This is a genomic window from Nonomuraea sp. NPDC050786, assembly GCF_040654115.1.
In the GTDB taxonomy this organism is placed as follows: Bacteria; Actinomycetota; Actinomycetes; order Streptosporangiales; family Streptosporangiaceae; genus Nonomuraea.
Genome location: NZ_JBFAHJ010000001.1, coordinates 38,170 through 55,836, shown reverse-complemented (window position 1 = coordinate 55,836; position 17,667 = coordinate 38,170). Strand labels below are relative to the sequence as shown.

The window sequence follows — 17,667 nt, the reverse complement described above, 5'->3', positions numbered from 1 at the left end:
CGTGGGCGCGGGGCACCATCACCAGCTCTACCTGCCGGGCACCTCGGTGGTCCACCGGCTGCCGCCGCAGTGCAAGCTGCTGGCGGTCTTCGCCTTCGCGATCGTCGTGGTGGCCACGCCGCGGGAGCGGTTCTGGGCCTTCGCGGTCTACGCCGCGCTGCTGGGGGCCGTGGCGGTGGCGGCGAGGGTGCCGGTGACGTACGTCCTGCGGCGGATGGTGATCGAGGTGCCCTTCGTGCTGTTCGCGTTCCTCATCCCGATCGTCGGGATGGGGGAGCGGACCAGCGTCCTGGGGATCTCGCTGAGCGTCCCGGGGCTCTGGGCGGGGTGGAACATCCTGGTCAAGGCCACGCTCGGCGTGATCGCCTCCATCCTGCTCGCGGCCACCACCGAGCCGCGGGTGATCCTCATCGGGGCCCAGCGGCTCCGGCTGCCGAGCCTGCTGGTGCAGATCGCCATGTTCATGCTGAGGTACATGGACGTGATCGTGGAGGAGATGCGGCGGATGCGGGTGGCCCGGGAGTCCCGGGGCTTCGAAGCACGAAATTTCCGGCACATCCCGGTGATCGCCCGGTCCGCCGGGGCGCTCTTCATCCGATCGTACGAACGGGGGGAGCGCGTCCATCTCGCGATGCTCAGTCGGGGATACTCAGGACAGATGCCGATTATTCAAGATTTTTCGGCATCCGCCCGTCAATGGGGTGTCGCTCTCGCCCTCCCGGCCATGGCCCTCGCAGTATGGGGACTCTCGTGGTGAACTCTCTCGAAGTACGGCAGCTCGCCTACGCCTATCCCGACGGCACCCAGGCGCTGTTCGGCGTGGACCTGTCGATCGCCCGCGGCGAGCGCGTGGCCCTGCTCGGCCCGAACGGCGCCGGCAAGACCACCCTCGTCATGCACCTCAACGGCATTCTCACCGCCGGTCACGGGAGCGTCACCGTGGCCGGCACCCCGGTGCGCAAGGACACGCTCAAGGAGGTCAGGCAGCGCGTCGGCCTGGTCTTCCAGGATCCGGACGACCAGCTCTTCATGCCCACGGTCAGGGACGACGTCGCCTTCGGCCCGGCCAACGCGGGCCTGCGCGGCGAGGACCTCGACCGCGTCGTCAAGGACGCGCTGGAGCGGGTCGGCATGCTGGAGGCCGCTGACCGGCCGCCGCACCACCTGTCGTTCGGCCAGCGGCGCCGGGTGGCGGTGGCGACGGTGCTGGCCATGTCGCCGGAGATCCTGGTGCTCGACGAGCCCTCGTCCAACCTCGACCCGGCCGCCCGCAGGGAGCTGGCCGAGATCCTGCGCTCGCTCGACGTGACGGTGCTCATGGTCACGCACGACCTGCCGTACGCGCTGGAATTGTGCGAACGCTCGCTGATCCTCTCCGGCGGCGTGATCGCCGCCGACGGCCCCACACGAGAGCTGCTTTCCGACGCGGAACTGCTGGCAGAGCACCGCTTGGAGCTTCCGTACGGCTTCGCCATCCCCACGGCATGAGGCTGATTCAAGACAGGTTGTCCGCATCTTCGTAGTTTGTGCGTGCCCGGTATCCGGGGATGTCGAAGTACAGTGGCTCATCGAGGAGGGGCCAAATGAAGCTGCGGCTTGCGCGACACGCTCTCGGCGATGCCGTGGTGGTGGCCGTTGAGGGAGAGCTCGACCTGTTCACCGCACCGTTCCTGCGGGACGAGGTGCGTGACGCCATCAAGCAGGACGGCGCCAAGCTCGTGCTCGACCTGCAGCAGTTGTCGTTCATGGATTCCAGCGGCCTGTCGGTGCTGATCGAGGCCTGGCGGCTGGCGACCGGAGAGGGTGGGGGCGTGTCGCTGGCGGCGCCCCAGGCGCCCGTGGCGCGCATTCTGCGCACGACCGGGCTCGACCGGCGCATCAAGGTCTACTCCGACGTGGACAGTGCCGTGGGCGAGATTTGACCGCACCCCGAGTAGAACTTCATTCGGTCTGCGGCTAGGGTCCGGGATATGGACGTGAACGGATCTGCAGCAATCATCTCCGGCGGCGCCAGCGGCCTCGGCGAGGCCACAGCCCGCGAGCTGGCCCGCGTGGGCGCCACCGTGGTCGTCGCTGACCTCAACGAGGAGCGCGGCAAGACCGTCGCCGACGAGATCGGCGGGGTGTTCGTCAGGACCGACGTGTCGGACGACGACCAGGTGCAGGCGGCCGTGGACGCCGCCGTGGCCACCGGCAAGCCGCTGCGCGTGGTGGTCAACAGCGCCGGCATCGGCTGGGCCGAGCGTACGGTCAACCGCGACGGCAGCCCGCACAACCCGGCGACCTACCGCAAGGTCATCGAGGTCAACCTGATCGGCACGTTCAACCTCATGCGCATCGCCGCCGCCGCGATCGCCAAGACCGAGCCGGCCGACGCCGACGGGCAGCGGGGCGTGGTGATCAACACGGCGTCCGTGGCCGCGCTCGAGGGCCAGACGGGGCAGCTCGCGTACTCGGCGTCCAAGGGCGGCATCGTGGGCATGACGGTGCCCGCGGCGCGCGACCTGTCCGCGATCGGCGTTCGGGTGAACACGATCTGCCCGGGCATCATCGACACCCCGATCTACGGCTTCTCGCCCAACTCGGAGGAGTTCAAGGCGAAGCTGGTGGCGCCGGTGGTGTTCCCCAAGCGCATGGGGCGGGCCGACGAGTTCGCGCACCTGGTGCGGTCGCTGATCGAGAACGACTACATGAACGCCGAGGTCGTCCGCTTCGACGGCGGCATCCGCTTCCAGCCCAAGTGAGGTCTCGTTGTCTGACGAAGTGCTCGTCGAGGAGTCCGAGAACGTCGCCATCATCACGATAAATCGCCCCAAAGCGCGTAATGCTGTGAATGGGGCGGTGGCGCGGGGGATCGCCGAGGCGCTGGACACGCTGGACGCGCGTCCTGACATTTCCGCTTATGTCCTGACCGGTGCCGGTGGCACCTTCTCCGCGGGCATGGACCTCAAGGGCTTCCTGGCCGGCGATTTCCCGGTGGTCGAGGGGCGCGGCTTCGGCGGGCTGACCGAGTCGCCGCCGAAGAAGCCGCTGGTGGCCGCCGTGGAAGGGTACGCGCTCGCGGGCGGGTTCGAGCTGGCGCTGTCGTGCGACGTCATCGTGGCGTCGTCGGAGGCCACGTTCGGCCTGCCGGAGCCCAAGCGCGGGCTCGTGGCGGGCGCCGGCGGCATCATGCGGCTGCCGCGCCGGATCCCGTACCACGTGGCCATGGAGATCGCCCTGACCGGCGACCACTACCCGGCCTCCCGCCTGTACGAGCTGGGGCTGGTGAACCGGGTCACGCCGCCGGGAGAGGCGCTTGAGGGGGCGCTGGAGCTGGCCCGCAAGATCGCCGGCAACGCTCCCCTGGCCCTCGCCGCCACCAAGAAGGTGATCATCGACTCCGCGGACTGGTCGCTGGAGGAGATGTTCGCCAAGCAGAGCGCGATCGTCGGGCCGGTCTTCGGCTCCAAGGACGCCATGGAGGGGGCGGCCGCCTTCGCCGAGAAGCGCCCGCCCCGGTGGAAGGGCGAATGAACCGGGGAGGGCGCCCCGCCGGTGCCCTCCCACCTCACCATCGGAGCCCGCCGCGGCCCGAACGACGTGCGGCGCGACAGGAGCGCCTTTAGCGCGCGCATAAGCCTTCCTGGCTACGGTAAAGAAAGGGAAAGCCACGTACCAGGAGAGGCGCATGAGGGACTATTCGAGTTCCAGGTTCGAGTCGGCCAAGCGCGGCGCCGGTGCTCTCCTTTCCGGTGCGTTGAGCGCCCTCGCCGTCGTGATCGCCATGCTCGCCGTCATGTGGGTCGTCGAGGGCGTCGACTACTTCCTCAACGGCGCGCTCGACCGCGAGTTCGGCATCATCGGGTGGGAGCCGGACGGCCTGATCGGCATCCTGTTCGCCCCGTTCCTGCACGGCGGATTCGGCCACCTCATGGCCAACTCGCTGCCCCTGCTGATCCTGGGCTTCCTGGCCGGGCTGCGCGACCTGCGCAAGTTCCTGTGGGCCAGCGTGCTGATCATCCTCATCGGCGGCTTCGGCACCTGGCTGACCAGTCCCGGCGTCTACACGGTCGGCGCGAGCGGCCTGGTCTTCGGCTACTTCGGCTTCATCCTGGCCCGCGGCCTGTTCGACCGCAGGCTGCTCGACATCGTGATAGCCGTCGGCGTGGGGTTCGCGTACTGGGGGATCCTGGCGGGCCTGCTCCCCAACCAGCAGGGCATCTCCTGGCAGGGCCACCTGTTCGGCCTCATCGGCGGCGTGGTGGCCGGCTGGGTGCTGCGACGCAAGCGCGAGATCCCCGCGTACTAGTCGGGGGTGCCGGCCAGGGAACGCGCCCGCGTGTGCTCCGCGGGCGAGGAGGACAGCAGCCGGTCGATGTAGGCAAGGCCGATGGCCGAGGCCACGAACGCCAGGTGCATGAGCGTCTGCCACATGATCTTGTCGTTGGGCGTTGACTGGGCCCTGATGAACGTCTGCAGCAGGTGCACCGACGAGATGCCGATGATGGCCGTGGCCAGCTTGACCTTCAGCACGTTCGCGTTGACGTGGGAGAGCCACTCCGGCTCGTCGGGGTGGTCGTCTAGCTGGATGCGGGAGACGAAGGTCTCGTAGCCGCCGATGATCACCATGATCAGCAGGTTGGAGATCATCACCACGTCGATGAGCGCGAGGACGGTGAGCATCACCACGACCTCGGAGGAGGGCGCCGCCCCGGTGGCCGCCTCGGGGTGGAGGAGCACCGTCTCGATCAGGTGCCAGAGCTCCAGGGCGAACTGCCACACGTACACCGCCTGGGCCACGATGAGGCCCAGGTAGAGCGGGACCTGGAGCCATCGGCTGGCGAACATCAGATAGCCGAGGCTCTTCGGCCGGGTGAGGCCCTGGCCGGATCTGAGCATGTCGGGCAAGAAGGTTCCTAGCTATTCGAGCCGGGCATGGCGGAAGGCCGGCAGCGGCAGGATGCCGGTGCCGGCCAGGTCCGCGCAGAGCGTCGAGGAGGAGGCGCTCACCCTTGTGGAGGAGCGCCGGACGGGTCAGCCGAGGCGCTCGACCACGTAGTCGACGCAGCCCGTGAGCGCCTCGATGTCGGCCGGGTCGATGGCCGGGAACATCGCGATGCGCAGCTGGTTGCGGCCCAGCTTGCGGTAGGGCTCGGTGTCGACGATGCCGTTGGCGCGCAGCACCTTGGCCACGGCCGCGGCGTCGACGGAGTCGGAGAAGTCGATCGTGCCGACCACCTGGGAGCGGAACTCCGGAGCGGCGAACGGCGTGGCGTACGACGACTTCTCGGCCCACGTGTAGAGGCGCTGGCTGGACTCGGCCGTGCGGGCGGTGGTCCAGGCCAGGCCGCCCTGCGAGTTCATCCAGTCGAGCTGGTCGGCCAGCAGGAACAGCGTGGCCACGGCCGGCGTGTTGTAGGTCTGGTCCTTGGCGGAGTTGTCGATCGCGACCGGCAGGCTGAAGAACTCCGGCACGTAGCGGCCGGTCGCGGCGATCTCCTCGACCCTGGCCAGGGCGCGCGGGGACATGATCGCGATCCACAGGCCGCCGTCGGAGGCGAAGCTCTTCTGCGGGGCGAAGTAGTAGACGTCGGTCTCGGTGATGTCGACGGGCAGGCCGCCGGCGCCGGAGGTGGCGTCGACCAGGACGAGCGAGTCGTCAGAACCCCTCGCTTCGATGGGCCTCTTAATAGACATCGCGACACCGGTGGAGGTCTCGTTGTGGGTGAGCGCGTACGCGTCCACGCCCTCCTCGGCCACGGCCTCGGGGTGGGTGCCGACCTCGGACTTGATGACGCTGGGCTCGCCCAGCCACGGGGCCTTCTTGGTGACCGCGGCGAACTTCGAGGAGAACTCGCCGAACGACAGGTGCTGGGACCTGTCGCGGATCAGCCCGAAGGCGGCGATGTCCCAGAACGCGGTGGTGCCGCCGTTGCCCAGCACGACCTGGTAGCCCTCGGGGAGCGAGAACAGGTCGGCGAGCCCGGACCGTACGCGGCCGACCAGGTTCTTGACCGGCTTCTGGCGGTGGGAGGTGCCCATGAGGCTCGCGCCGGAGGCGGCGAGCGCGGCCAGTTGCTCGGTGCGCACCTTCGAGGGCCCGCAGCCGAAGCGGCCGTCGGCGGGCTTGATGTCAGCGGGAATCACGATGTCAGCCACGTGACCCAGGGTACTGAGCCCGCGCGGATGGTCAGGGACCGGGGCTGGCATCCGAGAACCCCCCAACAAAGATCCCCATGCCGCAGAATGGAAAGGGCCGGGGGATCTGCCATGTTCGTGATGTGAGAGCGGCGGTGGTCCATGCCCACTGAACGGGATTCGCGCGAGGTGGTGGAGGGCCTGCTGCTCCGGCCCTTCTGGCGGGACCTCCCCCTGCCCGTGCTGGTCATCACCGGGGCGCCGGCCGGCAGGGCCGGGGAGCTGGCCGGGCGGTTCAACGGGCACCTGCCGTACGCGATGCCGCTCGAAGACGCGCACTCGCTGGCCGGCCTCGTGAACCTCCTGGCCGGCCCCAAGGGCGCCCTTGGCAGTAACAGTGTCGCGAAGACCCTCCTGCCCGCGCCGCGCTTCCCGCTGACGGAGTTCGTGCTGTGGGCCTGGGCGCAGCGGGACGAGAAGCCGGATCCGTGGCCGGGGGAGAGGTGGCCGCCGGAGGACCTCAACTCCCGCCACGCGCAGGAGGTGCTCAAAGAGCGGTACAGCGCCAGGTTCGGGGTGCGTCCCAGCCTGAAGGCCGACAGCCGCAAGCGGTGGGCGGCCGGCGACTTCCTGGTGCGGGCCGCGGTCTTCTTCGTACCGGTCGCCACCGTGCTCGCCTGGTGGCTGGACGCCGGGATCACCGACCTGATCCCGCTGGCGCCCGGCCTGCTCGCCCTGCTGCTGGGCGCCGGTGCGATCGGGCTGCAGGCCATGCGCTACATCCGCGGCTCGGCCTTCTCCCGGTGGTTCCGCCGCCACCGGTACGAGAACTTACGGCGCAAGGTCGGCGACAGCCGGCAGAAGTACGCGCTGCAGCTGATGAACGCGTCGAAGCCGGAGATCGAGCGGCTGCTCGTCTACGCGATGCTGGAGGACCTGCGTCAGGCGTACCGCAAGTGGCCGCGCATCCCGTGGCCGAGCTGGGGGCGCGGGCTGTACGCGCTGCTGGTGCTCAACGCGGCCGACCGGTGGCACGCGCGCTTCCTGGAGGTCTACGAGGAGGTCCTGCACGACACCGGCATCGTGCCCCCGCTGCTGGTGATCGCGGAGGATCCCGGGCAGCCGACGCTGGTCGGGCAGCCAGGCCGGGCGCGGGCCGGTGGGCAGCCCCCGTCCGTCGCCGATGCCGTCGCGATCTGGCGCTCACGCGTGGCGCTGCGCGGCCCGGAGCCGCGGCTGCCGCTCGCCGCCGACAAGCTGAGGCTGAGCGAGCCCTACACGCCGCGACTGGGCAAGGTCAGGGTCCGCGCGGTCGGCTACTGGCTCGCGATGCTGGCGCTGCTGCTCGCCCCGCCGCTGGCCGTCTACGGCAGCAACTGGTTCGGCTGCGGCCCCGGCATGATGCGGGCCGAGCAGCAGTGCGTCGGCCTGAGCGACGATCTCGCCGAGATCGCCCCGCACCCGGTCCTGCTCCCCATCCTCGAACGCATCAAGCAGCAGAACGAGGAGATCGACACGAGGCAGCGGGTCATCACGATCTTCTATCTCGGCCCGCTCACCACGTCGCATCCGGGCGACGACCAGGTGGGCGGCTCGGCCGGCGAGCTGTCCGGCATCGCGGCCCGCCAGGGAGCCTACAACCGGCTCGGCAGCTGGCAGATCAAGGTGGAGCTGGCCAACACGGGGCAGTCCTTCCGGTATGCCAAGTTCGCCGCCGACATGATCAGGCAGCGCGCGGCGGGCGACCCGGACGTGGCCGGAGTGATCGGGCTCGCGTGGAGCAGGACCGAGACGCAGGACGCCATTCGGGTGCTCGGCGACGCGCACATCCCGATGCTCAGCACCACGAATTCGGCCGACAAGACGCCGCTGGTCTACAACGACCGTCCCTCGCCGTACTTCTTCCGCATGGCGGCTCCCAACTCCGCGCAGGCGCGGGCGTTCGAGAAGTGGCTCGCGCACGGGCTGCCCGGCAGGAAGCCGGTCGATCCGCGACGGGTCGCGGTCCTGGTCGAGAGCGACGCGGAAGACCACGAGCTCTACAGCGAGGACCTCGCGGAAGGGCTGGCCAAGGGCCCGTACGGGTCCGCCAGGTCGTACCGGTTCGCCAACCAGGACGAACTGGCCGACAGGGTCCAGCTGGCCTGCCAGGAGCACGCCGAGGTGCTGCTCTACACCGGCAGGGCCACCTTCCTGAACACCGTCGCCGACACCCGCGAGCACCAGTGCCCGGACAACGTGCAGATCCTCGCGGGCGACGACGTCACCGAGAAACTGGTGCAGCTGCTGGGCAGGGAGGACTTCACCAACAAGCCGGCGATCTCGTTCGTCGCGCTCAGCGACATGCGGCAGGGGCAGGGCGCCAACCGCACCCAGACGGAGATCGAGAGCTGGATCGAGAGCGCCAAGGCGAAGGGCGTCTCGCGCGTGCACGCCTGGCTGGGCTACGACGCGCTGCTGGCCGTCACCTCGGCGCTCAACAAGATCAAGGCATCGGACGTCGACGAGTCGGTCAACATCGCGGAGAGCGTCGCGTACAACCTGCGCGGGCTCGGTGTGGACGGCCTCATCCAGGGCGCGAGCGGGAAGTTCTACTTCTCGGAGGACGCGGAGTCGCACGCCGCGCTGCCTCGCGCGCTCTGGCTGTTCTCCACGGACCCCGCCGCGGGCCCGTCCGCGAACGGCGTGGTGCCGCAGGGCGGCTGCACGGTCGACGAAAAGGCCCCGGGCACCGCCGAACTCGAGGTGAAGTGCTCGTTCGGCTGACGCGCCGGGGCCGATCCCGTCAGAACTTCCCGGCGACCTCGGCGGCGCCGGGCACGTCGCTCAGGGGACGCGAGGCGGGGCCGACGTAGTTGGCGCTGGGGCGGACGAGCCTGCCCGTGCGCTTCTGCTCCAGGATGTGCGCGGCCCAACCGGCCGTGCGGGCGCAGGTGAACATCGAGGTGAACATGTGCGACGGCACCTCGGCGAAGTCGAGCACCACGGCCGCCCAGTACTCCACGTTGGTGGCCAGCACCCGGTCGGGCTTGCGCGCGTGCAGCTCCTCCAGCGCGGCCTGCTCCAGCGCCGCGGCGACCTCGTAGCGGGGCGCGTCGAGCTCCTTGGCGGTGCGGCGGAGCACGCGGGCGCGCGGGTCCTCGGCGCGGTAGACGCGGTGCCCGAAGCCCATGAGCCGGTTGCCCTTGTCGAGCTCGCTCTGGACGTACTTCTTGGCGTCGCCGAGCTGCTCGACGCCCTCGATCATGTGCAGGACGCGGGCCGGGGCGCCGCCGTGCAGCGGGCCCGACATGGCGCCGACGGCGCCGGAGAGCGCGGCGGCCACGTCGGCGCCGGTGGAGGCGATGACGCGGGCGGTGAACGTCGAGGCGTTCATGCCGTGCTCGGCCGCGGAGGTCCAGTAGGCGTCGATGGCCTTGACATGCCTCGGGTCGGGCTCACCGCGCCAGCGGATCATGAAGCGCTCGACGATGGTCTTGGCCTCGTCGACCCGGCTCTGCGGCACCATGGGCAGGCCGAGGCCGCGCGCGGACTGCGCGACGAACGAGAGAGCCATGACGGAGGCGCGGGCGAGCTGGTCGCGGGCCTCCTCGTCGCTGATGTCGAGCAGGGGCTTGAAGCCGTAGGCGGGAGCGAGCATGGCCAGCGCGCTCTGCACGTCTACGCGGATGTCACCGGAGTGGACAGGGATGGGGTACGGCTCCGCCGGGGGCAGGCCCGGCTGGAACGTGTTGTCGACCAGCAGGCCCCAGACAGCCCCGAACGGGACACGGCCGACCAGTTCCTCAATGTCGACGCCCCGGTATCGAAGGGCGCCCCCTTCTTTGTCCGGTTCCGCGATCTCGGTCTCGAAAGCTACGACGCCTTCGAGTCCGGGTTTGAAGTCGGACATACTCGGCCGCCTCCCTTTCCCTTGCCATGTTTCGGCAATGCGATGCCTTGATGTCGAGATACCGGCGGGTCAATTTAACCCCTTCCCAGGTGGTGCTCGGTCTCCGGACCCGGTGTAAGGCCAAACCCGCTGGTGAGGGGGGTGCATGGGATCTACCACACAAGCGCGCAAGAATACCGTCTCGTGGATGCCACCCCGCGCCCGCCCGTGCTGGCGGGGCTTCGCCGTACGTACGAGGGCGAGCCGCTGCTCGAATCCGACCTCGCGTCCGACCCGATAGAGCAATTCACCATGTGGTTCCAGGACGCGCTCGACGCCGGCCTGCCCGAACCCAACGCCATGGTCCTGGCCACCGCCTCCGCCGGCGGCCGGCCCAGCGCCAGGACGGTCCTGCTGAAGGGCTATGACGAACGCGGCTTCGTCTTCTACACCAACTACGAGTCGCGCAAGGGCCGCGATCTGGGGGAGAACGCCCGCGCGTCGCTGCTCTTCCCCTGGCACCCGATCCGCCGCCAGATACGCATCGAGGGAACTGTGACGCGGATCTCCCAGGAGGAGTCGGCCGCGTACTACAACTCCCGCCCGTACGGGTCGCGCATCGGGGCCTGGGCGTCGCGCCAGTCGGCGGTCGTGCGCTCCAGGGAGGAGCTGGACGCCCGCTATGCGGAGCTGGCGGCGCGCTGGCCGGAGAATCCGCCCGTGCCCGACTTCTGGGGCGGTTTCCGGGTCCATCCGATCGAGGTGGAGTTCTGGCAGGGACAGCTCGACCGGATGCACGACCGGCTCCGTTATCGGCGTACGAGACCCGGCTGGGCCCTGGAAAGGCTTGCGCCTTAATGTTCCTCGAGTGGCAATTGCGGAGCTGGTCAAGCGTCATCTGGTAGACACCCGGCCGCTGCGTGTGCCGGATTATCGGCGGCTCTGGCTTGGCCAGTCCGTTTCGCACGTGGGCGTCGCGGCGACCGTCGTCGCGGTCGGGCAGCAGGTCTGGCAGCTCACCCACTCGTCGTTCTACGTCGGGCTGCTGGGCATGGCCAACCTGATCCCGCTGATCGTCTTCGGCCTGTGGGGCGGGGCGGTCGCCGACGCGGTGGACCGGCGCAAGCTGCTCATCATCGGCTCGTTCATCGCCTGGGCGGCGACGCTGCTCATCTTCGCCCAGGCGCTGCTCGACCTGGAGAACCTCTACCTGATCTTCGCCGCGGTCGCCGTGAACGCCACCGGCTTCGCGATCACCAGCCCGACCAGGGGCGCCATCATCCCCAGGATCCTGGAGAAGGAGCTGGTGCCCGCGGCCAACGCGCTCAACTCGCTGGTCTTCAGCATGGGCGCGGTGGTGGGTCCGATGATCGGCGCGGTCGCGCTGACCACCGGCGGGTACGCGGCGGCGTACGCGCTGGACGCCCTGCTCTTCACCGGCAGCCTCTACGCGGCGCTCAGATTGCCCTCACTGCCCCCGCTGGGCGAGGTGACACGTCCGGGTGCCCGGGCGGTGCTCGAGGGCCTCAGCTTCATCGTCAGCAGCCCGGTGCTGCTGATGTCGTTCGTGGTGGACATCATCGCGATGGTCTTCGCCATGCCTCGCGCGCTCTACCCCGAGCTGACCGCCGAGCGGTTCGGCGGCTCCAGCCTGGCGCTCGGCCTGATGACCTCCGCCATGGCCATCGGCTCGGTCGTCGGGGCGCTGTTCTCCGGCTGGGTGGGCCGGGTCTCGCGGCAGGGCGTGGCGCTCGTCGTGGTCATCGCCGTCTGGGGCCTGGCCGTGGCCGCCGCGGGGCTCGCGCGCGAGCTCTGGCTGGTGGTGGCGTTCATGGCCGTGGGCGGCGTGGCGGACGTGATCTCGTCGGTGTGGCGGCAGTCGATCCTGCAGCTGTATGCGCCCGACGAGATGCGGGGGCGGCTGCAGGGGGCGTTCATGGTGGTCGTGGCGGGCGGGCCGCGCCTCGGCGACCTGCGGGCGGGGGCCACGGCGACCGCGCTGGGGCTGACCGGGGCCTGGGCGGGAGGCGGCATCGCCTGCGCCGTCGTGGTGCTGGCCGTCGGCCTCTCGGTGGCCGGCTTCCGCAACTACCGGGCCCGTTAGCGGTACGCGCCACCGGCTCGCCGGCGTCACGCGAGTGCGGCCGCCACCCTCGTCGGCGTCACGCGAGTGCGGCCGCCACCCTCGTCGGCGTCAGGCGAGTGCGGCCGCGACCCTCAGGTCGGTCAGGAAGCCCTTGTACGCCAGCTCCCTGTCGGGCGCGCGCAGCACGGCCGACGGGTGCACGGTGGCCACGGCGAGCGCGTCCCCGAGCGGCACCGGCTCGCCCCGCTGCTGGGTCACCCGGAACTCCCGCCCCAGCAGCGCCCTGGCCGCCGTCGCCCCGAGCACCACGATCACCTCGGGCCGCACCACGGACAGCTCGGCGTCGAGCCACGGGTGGCAGGCGGTGATCTCGGCGGCCGTCGGCTTCTGGTGGATGCGCCGCTTGCCGCGCAGCGTGAAGGAGAAATGCTTGACCGCGTTGGTGACGTACACGTCGTCGCGCTCGATGCCCGCCTCCTCCAGCCCCTTGTCCAGCAGGCGTCCCGCCGGGCCCACGAACGGGTGTCCCTGCCGGTCCTCCTGGTCCCCGGGCACCTCGCCCACCAGCATGAACCTGGCCTCCTTCGGGCCCTCGCCGAACACGGTCTGCGTGGCGTTCCGGTAAAGGCCGCAGCCCTCGCAGCCGGCCGCCGCGTGGCGCAGAGAGTCGAGATCGAGCCGGTCGGGAAGGAACTCGGCCGCCCCTTTGTTGCCGTCCTTATCCATCGTCGGTCGTTCTCCCAATAGGGTTCCTGTGACTCCTGTGCCCGCTGCGGACGGGCTCAGTCCCATGCCGACCGGCGTACCATTTACTTGGGAGGACTGCCTTGACCGCACACGGCCTGATCGACACCACGGAGATGTACCTCCGCACGATTTACGAGCTCGAAGAGGAGGGCATCGTCCCCCTGCGCGCCCGCATCGCGGAGCGCCTGCAGCAGAGCGGGCCCACCGTCAGCCAGACCGTCGCCCGCATGGAGCGCGACGGCCTCGTCCGCGTCGAGGGCGACCGGCACCTGTCGATGACCGACCTGGGCCGCACGCTGGCCACGCGCGTGATGCGCAAGCACCGGCTCGCCGAGTGCCTGTTGACCCAGGTGATCGGCCTTCCGTGGGAAGAAGTGCACATCGAGGCGTGCCGCTGGGAGCACGTCATGTCGGAGTCGGTCGAGTCGCGCCTGGTGACGCTGCTCGACAACCCCACGGTCTGCCCCCACGGCAACCCCATCCCGGGGCTGGCCGAGCTGGGCGCCAAGGAGGTCGCCGAGGGCGGCGCCAACGTGCTGACCTCGATGTCGGAGCTGGCAGGCCCGAGAGACACGCCCGTCGTCGTGCGGCGAATTAGCGAACAAGTGCAAAGCGATCCTGCTGTGATGCTTAAACTCAAGCAAGTTGGGATACAACCCGGACGCGAGGTGACGCTCGCGGCGAGCGACGACGGTGTGCGGGTGACAGGTGACGGTGACGCGAACGACACTCCCGCGGAGCTTCCGCGCGATGTCGCCGCGCACGTATTTGTCTCCAAGCGCTGACGCGCGCGCGGCTGCTTGGTTGAATCCCTCCTGGGAGGCCCTCCACTCTCCCCTGGCCAAGACTGTTGCAGGAGCGCCCGTGGTCCGCTTTGCGTGCATGCCACCCCGAGGAGTGGTCGCCGGATGAACCGTTGGGGGGATCTGTCACAGGAAACGGCTGACCACCTTGATGCCGGATCTGTGCTTGACCACACCGAGATGGCCGTGGTCGTCACCGACCGTTTCAGCAATCTCCTCTACTGGAACCCGTTCGCCGAGAAGCTCTTCGGCCGTAAGTCGCCCTCGCGTGACACCTCCCTGCTGTCCCTCGGGATTCTGGAGAAGGACCACCCGCTCGCCGTCGACCTGGCCAAGCACGTGCTCAAGGGCGGCGTGTGGGAGGGCACGTTCGACGTCCGGCGCGGCGACGGCACCATCGTCTACGTACGCGCCCAGGCCGTGCCGCTGCGCCACCCCTCGGGCTCGGTGACCGGCATCGTGATCATGGCCCGCGAGGCGCTGCGCAGCAACGAGCGGGAGAAAGACCGGTTCGGCCTGCTCGAGCGCATCGGCGAGCGGCTGGCGGGCTCCCTCTACGTCGAGGAGACGCTCAAGCGGGTCGCCGAGATGCTGGTCCCGCAGTTCGCCGACCACTGCTTCATCGAGCTGATGGAGGGCGACCGGCTCGTCCGCCGGGTCTCGCAGCACGTGCAGGGGTGGACGCCGCCGTCGGGCACATGGAAGCCGGTGGGTGCGGAGATCCGCTACCCCGCCGGCCACTACGCGGACACGGCGCTGCGCCGCCAGGAGACGATCCTGGTCGAGAGCTTCGCCTCCAACAGCTACCCCGCACCCAGCGAGGGCAGCGCGCGGCTGTGCGGCGAGATCGGCATGACCTCCGCCATCGTCGCCCCGCTGCTGGTGCGCGGCGAGACGCTCGGGCTGATGTACCTCGGCCTGTCCAACCTCACCGACCGGCGCAGCCCCCACTACGACGCCTTCGACCGTGACTTCGTGGGCGCCATCGCCACCAGGGTCGCGCTCGCCATCGACAACGCGCTGCTGTTCGAGGAGGAGCGCCACACGGCGGAGTCGTTCCAGAAATACCTGCTGCCCCGGGCGCTGCCTCAGCTCGACGGCCTGGACATCGCGGTGCGCTACTACCCGGCGGCCCCGCTCGCCTCCCACGGGCAGGGCATCCAGACCCAGGTCGGCGGCGACTGGTACGACGTGATCCCGCTCTCGGCCGGCCGGGTCGGCATCGTGATCGGCGACGTCGAGGGCAGGGGTGCCAAGGCGGCGGCCATCATGGGCCAGCTCAGGGCGGCGCTGCGGGCCTTCGCCCAGGACGACAAGTCGCCGGCCGACATCCTGGCCAGGCTCGACGAGTGGACCCGCATCATCGCCACCCCCGAGCACGACGACAACGGCGCCGAGGTCAGCATCCCGCCCATCGTGACCTGCCAATACCTGGTCTATGACGCCTGGTCGCGCCAGCTGTCGTTCGCCAACGCGGGCCACGCCCCGCCGCTGCTGCTGGTCGACGGCCAGTGCGTCGAGCTCGACATCGAGGAGGTCGGCCAGCCGCTCGGCGTCCGCGCCAAGGGCCTGCACGCCGACCTGGTCTACAAGGAGGAGACGCGCACCCTCCCGCCGGGGGCCGCGCTGCTGCTCTACACCGACGGGCTGGTCGACCGCCGCCCCGGCCGCGACGGCCGGCCCCCGAGCGAGGAGGAGACGCTCGGCGTGCTCTGCGAAGAGCTCGCCAAGATGTCCGGCGCCGAGGTCGAGCGCATCGCCGACGCCGCCACGGTGGCCGTGCCGGGCGAGATCGACGACGACATGGCGATCCTGGTCGTCCGCTCCAGCGACGTCGACCTCGCCGTCGAGGAGCGCACGTTCCCCGCCCAGCCGATCATGGTGGGCGAGGCGCGCCGCATGGCGTCGGAGGCGTTCTCGAGCTGGAACGTCCCCGAGGAACGGGCTGAGCTGGCCTGCCTGCTCGTCTCCGAGGTCGTGACCAACGTCGTGCTCCACGCCGCCACCGCCAGCATCCCGCGCAGGGAGCTGGTCGTGGAGGGGCCGCCGCTGCCGTTCGAGGAGTCCTGGGACGTGCCGGGCTTCGAGGACGAGGTGGTCGGCGACAAGGAGTTCACGCTGAGGCTGCGCAGGGGCGAGGAGTCGGTCTGGGTCGAGGTGTTCGACCAGGACCTGCGCCTGCCGCGCATCCGCAGCGCGGGGGAGAACGACGAGGGCGGGCGCGGCCTCTACCTCGTCGACCAGCTGGCCAGACGCTGGGGATCGCGTCCTACCAGGGAAGGCAAAGCCGTCTGGTTCGAGATTCCCACGCGCGGCAGGTGAATGATTAGCTGGCCCTATGGAGCTGGCGTTCGAGCGACGAGGCACCGGTGCGCCGCTGATCCTCATTCACGGGATCGGTCACCACTGGCAGGCCTGGCTGCCGGTGATGGACCGGCTCGCCGCCTCGCACACGGTGATCGCGATCGACCTGCCCGGTTTTGGCGTCTCGCCGGGGCTGCCTGAGGGCATCCCCTACACCGCGGAGTCGCTGGCCGACGCGGTCGAGTCGTTCTGCGAGCGGCTCGGCGTCCGCGAGCCGCACGTGGCGGGCAACTCGCTCGGCGGCTACATCGCGCTCGAGCTGGCCTCGCGTGGCGTCCTGCGTTCGGCGACGGCGCTGTCGCCCGCCGGCTTCTGGTCCCGCGCCGAGCTGCTCTACGCCCAGGCCGTGCTGCGCACCCTGAAGGCGGGGAGCAGGTTCGGCGCCACTCCGCTCCTGAGCGGCGCGTCCGCCGGGCTCCTCGTCGCCCACCCGTCCAGGCTGGCGCCGCAGGCGCTGTCGGCGGCCGCGCAGGCGCTGAGCGGGGCGAGCGGCTTCGACGAGACGCTCGAGTCGTTCGCCGGACTGATGCCGCCCGCGCCGCCCAAGTCGCCCATCACGATCGCGTGGGGCGAGCACGACCGGCTCCTGCTGCGCCGCCAGGCCGTACGCGCGGCCCGGTGGTCGGGGCAGCGGGTCAAGCTGCTGAAGGGCTGCGGTCACGTGCCGATGAGCGATGAGCCCGAGCTCGTGGCCCGGGTCATCCTGGAATCCAGCGCTATTTCGTGAGATTGGCGGACATGCGGCGGAGCACGTCGACGGTGGCCAGATACTCCTGCGAGCTCACGCCGACGAGCACCTGCTGCCTGAAATGCCCGACTTTCTCGGAAATTTGCTCATGTGCGGCTCGGCCCGCGTCGGTGAGCTTGCCGTCCGCCAGCCAGCCCTTGGCGGTGAGCCGCTCCACGGCTTCGTCAACGCCGCTGAACGGCATGGTGTAAGTGCTTTCCTGGGCCGCCCGGTTGAGCACCTGCCACTCCCGGCGGGTGGTGGTCTGGAGCGCCTGCTCCATGGCGTCTTCCAACAGGTTGTCGAGATGCTTCAGCCAGTGGCCGATCGGTTTGTCCATGAATGTAGGATAGCAACTATATGTATAAAGACAAGGAAATTGCCGCGATCGAGCGGGCGATGGTCGCGATCCGGCGGCGGCAGAGCAGGCGGGTGCTGGCGCGGCAGCAGGGCGCCACGGGGCCGGAGTTCGAGGTGCTCGACGTGATCGAGGGCGCCGACGAGGCCGTCACCGTCTCCACGGTCGCGCAGGCGCTCAACGTCGATCAGCCGAGGGCCAGCCGGCTCGTGGCGGCGGCCGTGACGGCGGGCCTGGTCAGGCGGGAGGCCGATCAGGCTGACGGGCGCAGGGCGTGGCTCGTGCTGACCGAGGCGGGCCGGGCGGCGATGGAGCAGGCCCACCGTGGCAGGCAGGCGGCGTTCGCGGCGGCCACGGAGGGATGGACGGCGGAGGAGCGGGCGGAGTTCGCCAGGCTGCTCACGCGCTTCGTCGAGGGCATGCCCGGCTAGATCTTGGTCTGGCCCCAGACGAGCAGCATGGCGATGACGAAAACGATCATCACGCCGGCATAGCCGACCGGCCCCAAACGGAACGCCCGGCGCACGCGGTTGAGGCCCCAGGCGAACAGCAACGCCAGGAAAACCAGGAGGATCAGGCCGCTGTCCATGG

19 protein-coding genes are annotated in these 17,667 nt (G+C 69.9%); 13 read left to right on the top strand and 6 right to left on the bottom strand.

Features of this window, described 5'->3' with window-relative positions; all coding sequences use genetic code 11:
- Position 1: 1 nt before the first annotated feature.
- From cbiQ to AB0H84_RS00295, 6 genes are all read left to right on the top strand, one after another.
- A complete protein-coding gene (gene cbiQ, locus AB0H84_RS00320) occupies positions 2-757 on the top strand; it encodes a cobalt ECF transporter T component CbiQ (RefSeq protein ID WP_357595803.1) in 756 nt (251 codons plus the stop codon).
- On the top strand, positions 739-1,488 hold the full coding sequence (locus AB0H84_RS00315; RefSeq protein WP_357595800.1) for an ABC transporter ATP-binding protein: 750 nt from the start codon (positions 739-741) through the stop codon (positions 1,486-1,488). Before cbiQ ends, AB0H84_RS00315 begins: the two co-directional genes overlap by 19 nt.
- 95 nt (positions 1,489-1,583) lie before the next feature.
- Positions 1,584-1,922, top strand: coding sequence for an STAS domain-containing protein (locus tag AB0H84_RS00310; RefSeq protein ID WP_051112646.1), 339 nt, complete (start codon positions 1,584-1,586; stop codon positions 1,920-1,922).
- A gap of 48 nt (positions 1,923-1,970) precedes the next feature.
- On the top strand, positions 1,971-2,744 hold the full coding sequence (locus tag AB0H84_RS00305; RefSeq protein WP_357595797.1) for an SDR family NAD(P)-dependent oxidoreductase: 774 nt from the start codon (positions 1,971-1,973) through the stop codon (positions 2,742-2,744).
- A 7-nt stretch (positions 2,745-2,751) separates the two neighbouring features.
- Entirely contained in the window at positions 2,752-3,516 is a 765-nt protein-coding gene (locus tag AB0H84_RS00300) for a crotonase/enoyl-CoA hydratase family protein (protein WP_357595794.1), read from the top strand.
- A gap of 154 nt (positions 3,517-3,670) precedes the next feature.
- Positions 3,671-4,291 (top strand): rhomboid family intramembrane serine protease, encoded by a 621-nt coding sequence (locus AB0H84_RS00295; RefSeq protein ID WP_357595791.1) that lies wholly within the window; start codon positions 3,671-3,673, stop codon positions 4,289-4,291.
- Here the strand turns inward: AB0H84_RS00295 and AB0H84_RS00290 are convergent.
- Together AB0H84_RS00290 and serC are read right to left on the bottom strand one after the other, a co-directional pair.
- A complete protein-coding gene (locus tag AB0H84_RS00290; RefSeq protein ID WP_357597873.1) occupies positions 4,288-4,881 on the bottom strand; it encodes a TIGR00645 family protein in 594 nt (197 codons plus the stop codon). The genes AB0H84_RS00295 and AB0H84_RS00290 overlap by 4 nt on opposite strands.
- A gap of 135 nt (positions 4,882-5,016) precedes the next feature.
- Entirely contained in the window at positions 5,017-6,141 is a 1,125-nt protein-coding gene (gene serC, locus AB0H84_RS00285; protein WP_357595788.1) for a phosphoserine transaminase, read from the bottom strand.
- A 141-nt stretch (positions 6,142-6,282) separates the two neighbouring features.
- Here serC and AB0H84_RS00280 point away from each other — a divergent pair, with 141 nt between their 5' ends.
- The gene (locus AB0H84_RS00280) at positions 6,283-8,886 is read left to right on the top strand and encodes an ABC transporter substrate-binding protein (RefSeq protein ID WP_357595785.1); all 2,604 of its coding nucleotides are present in this window, start codon (positions 6,283-6,285) and stop codon (positions 8,884-8,886) included.
- A 19-nt stretch (positions 8,887-8,905) separates the two neighbouring features.
- Here AB0H84_RS00280 and AB0H84_RS00275 read toward each other — a convergent pair whose 3' ends face one another.
- Positions 8,906-10,012 carry a citrate synthase 2 gene (locus AB0H84_RS00275; protein WP_357595782.1) on the bottom strand — a complete coding sequence of 369 codons (1,107 nt, stop codon included), beginning with the start codon at positions 10,010-10,012 and terminating at the stop codon, positions 8,906-8,908.
- A gap of 183 nt (positions 10,013-10,195) precedes the next feature.
- Here AB0H84_RS00275 and pdxH point away from each other — a divergent pair, with 183 nt between their 5' ends.
- Together pdxH and AB0H84_RS00265 are read left to right on the top strand one after the other, a co-directional pair.
- Complete coding sequence (gene pdxH / locus AB0H84_RS00270; protein ID WP_357595779.1) at positions 10,196-10,849, top strand: pyridoxamine 5'-phosphate oxidase; 654 nt, start codon at positions 10,196-10,198, stop codon at positions 10,847-10,849.
- 10 nt (positions 10,850-10,859) lie between these two features.
- The gene (locus AB0H84_RS00265; protein WP_357595776.1) at positions 10,860-12,095 is read left to right on the top strand and encodes an MFS transporter; all 1,236 of its coding nucleotides are present in this window, start codon (positions 10,860-10,862) and stop codon (positions 12,093-12,095) included.
- A gap of 90 nt (positions 12,096-12,185) precedes the next feature.
- Here the strand turns inward: AB0H84_RS00265 and AB0H84_RS00260 are convergent, their stop codons facing one another.
- Positions 12,186-12,803, bottom strand: a complete 618-nt coding sequence (locus AB0H84_RS00260; RefSeq protein WP_357595773.1) for a UdgX family uracil-DNA binding protein — start codon at positions 12,801-12,803, stop codon at positions 12,186-12,188.
- 101 nt (positions 12,804-12,904) lie between these two features.
- Here AB0H84_RS00260 and AB0H84_RS00255 point away from each other — a divergent pair, with 101 nt between their 5' ends.
- The 3 genes from AB0H84_RS00255 to AB0H84_RS00245 all read left to right on the top strand — a co-directional run bounded on the left by AB0H84_RS00255 (position 12,905) and on the right by AB0H84_RS00245 (position 16,718).
- Positions 12,905-13,609: a metal-dependent transcriptional regulator gene (locus AB0H84_RS00255; protein WP_357595770.1), complete on the top strand. Its 705-nt coding sequence runs from the start codon at positions 12,905-12,907 to the stop codon at positions 13,607-13,609.
- A 123-nt stretch (positions 13,610-13,732) separates the two neighbouring features.
- Complete coding sequence (locus AB0H84_RS00250; RefSeq protein WP_357595767.1) at positions 13,733-15,949, top strand: SpoIIE family protein phosphatase; 2,217 nt, start codon at positions 13,733-13,735, stop codon at positions 15,947-15,949.
- A gap of 16 nt (positions 15,950-15,965) precedes the next feature.
- Entirely contained in the window at positions 15,966-16,718 is a 753-nt protein-coding gene (locus tag AB0H84_RS00245; protein ID WP_357595764.1) for an alpha/beta fold hydrolase, read from the top strand.
- Here the strand turns inward: AB0H84_RS00245 and AB0H84_RS00240 are convergent.
- Positions 16,708-17,058, bottom strand: a complete 351-nt coding sequence (locus tag AB0H84_RS00240) for a MarR family transcriptional regulator (protein WP_357595761.1) — start codon at positions 17,056-17,058, stop codon at positions 16,708-16,710. The genes AB0H84_RS00245 and AB0H84_RS00240 overlap by 11 nt on opposite strands.
- Positions 17,059-17,078: 20 nt before the next feature.
- Here AB0H84_RS00240 and AB0H84_RS00235 point away from each other — a divergent pair, with 20 nt between their 5' ends.
- A complete protein-coding gene (locus tag AB0H84_RS00235; protein WP_357595758.1) occupies positions 17,079-17,507 on the top strand; it encodes a MarR family transcriptional regulator in 429 nt (142 codons plus the stop codon).
- Here the strand turns inward: AB0H84_RS00235 and AB0H84_RS00230 are convergent.
- Positions 17,504-17,665 (bottom strand): hypothetical protein, encoded by a 162-nt coding sequence (locus AB0H84_RS00230; RefSeq protein WP_357595755.1) that lies wholly within the window; start codon positions 17,663-17,665, stop codon positions 17,504-17,506. The genes AB0H84_RS00235 and AB0H84_RS00230 overlap by 4 nt on opposite strands.
- Positions 17,666-17,667 lie beyond the last annotated feature (2 nt).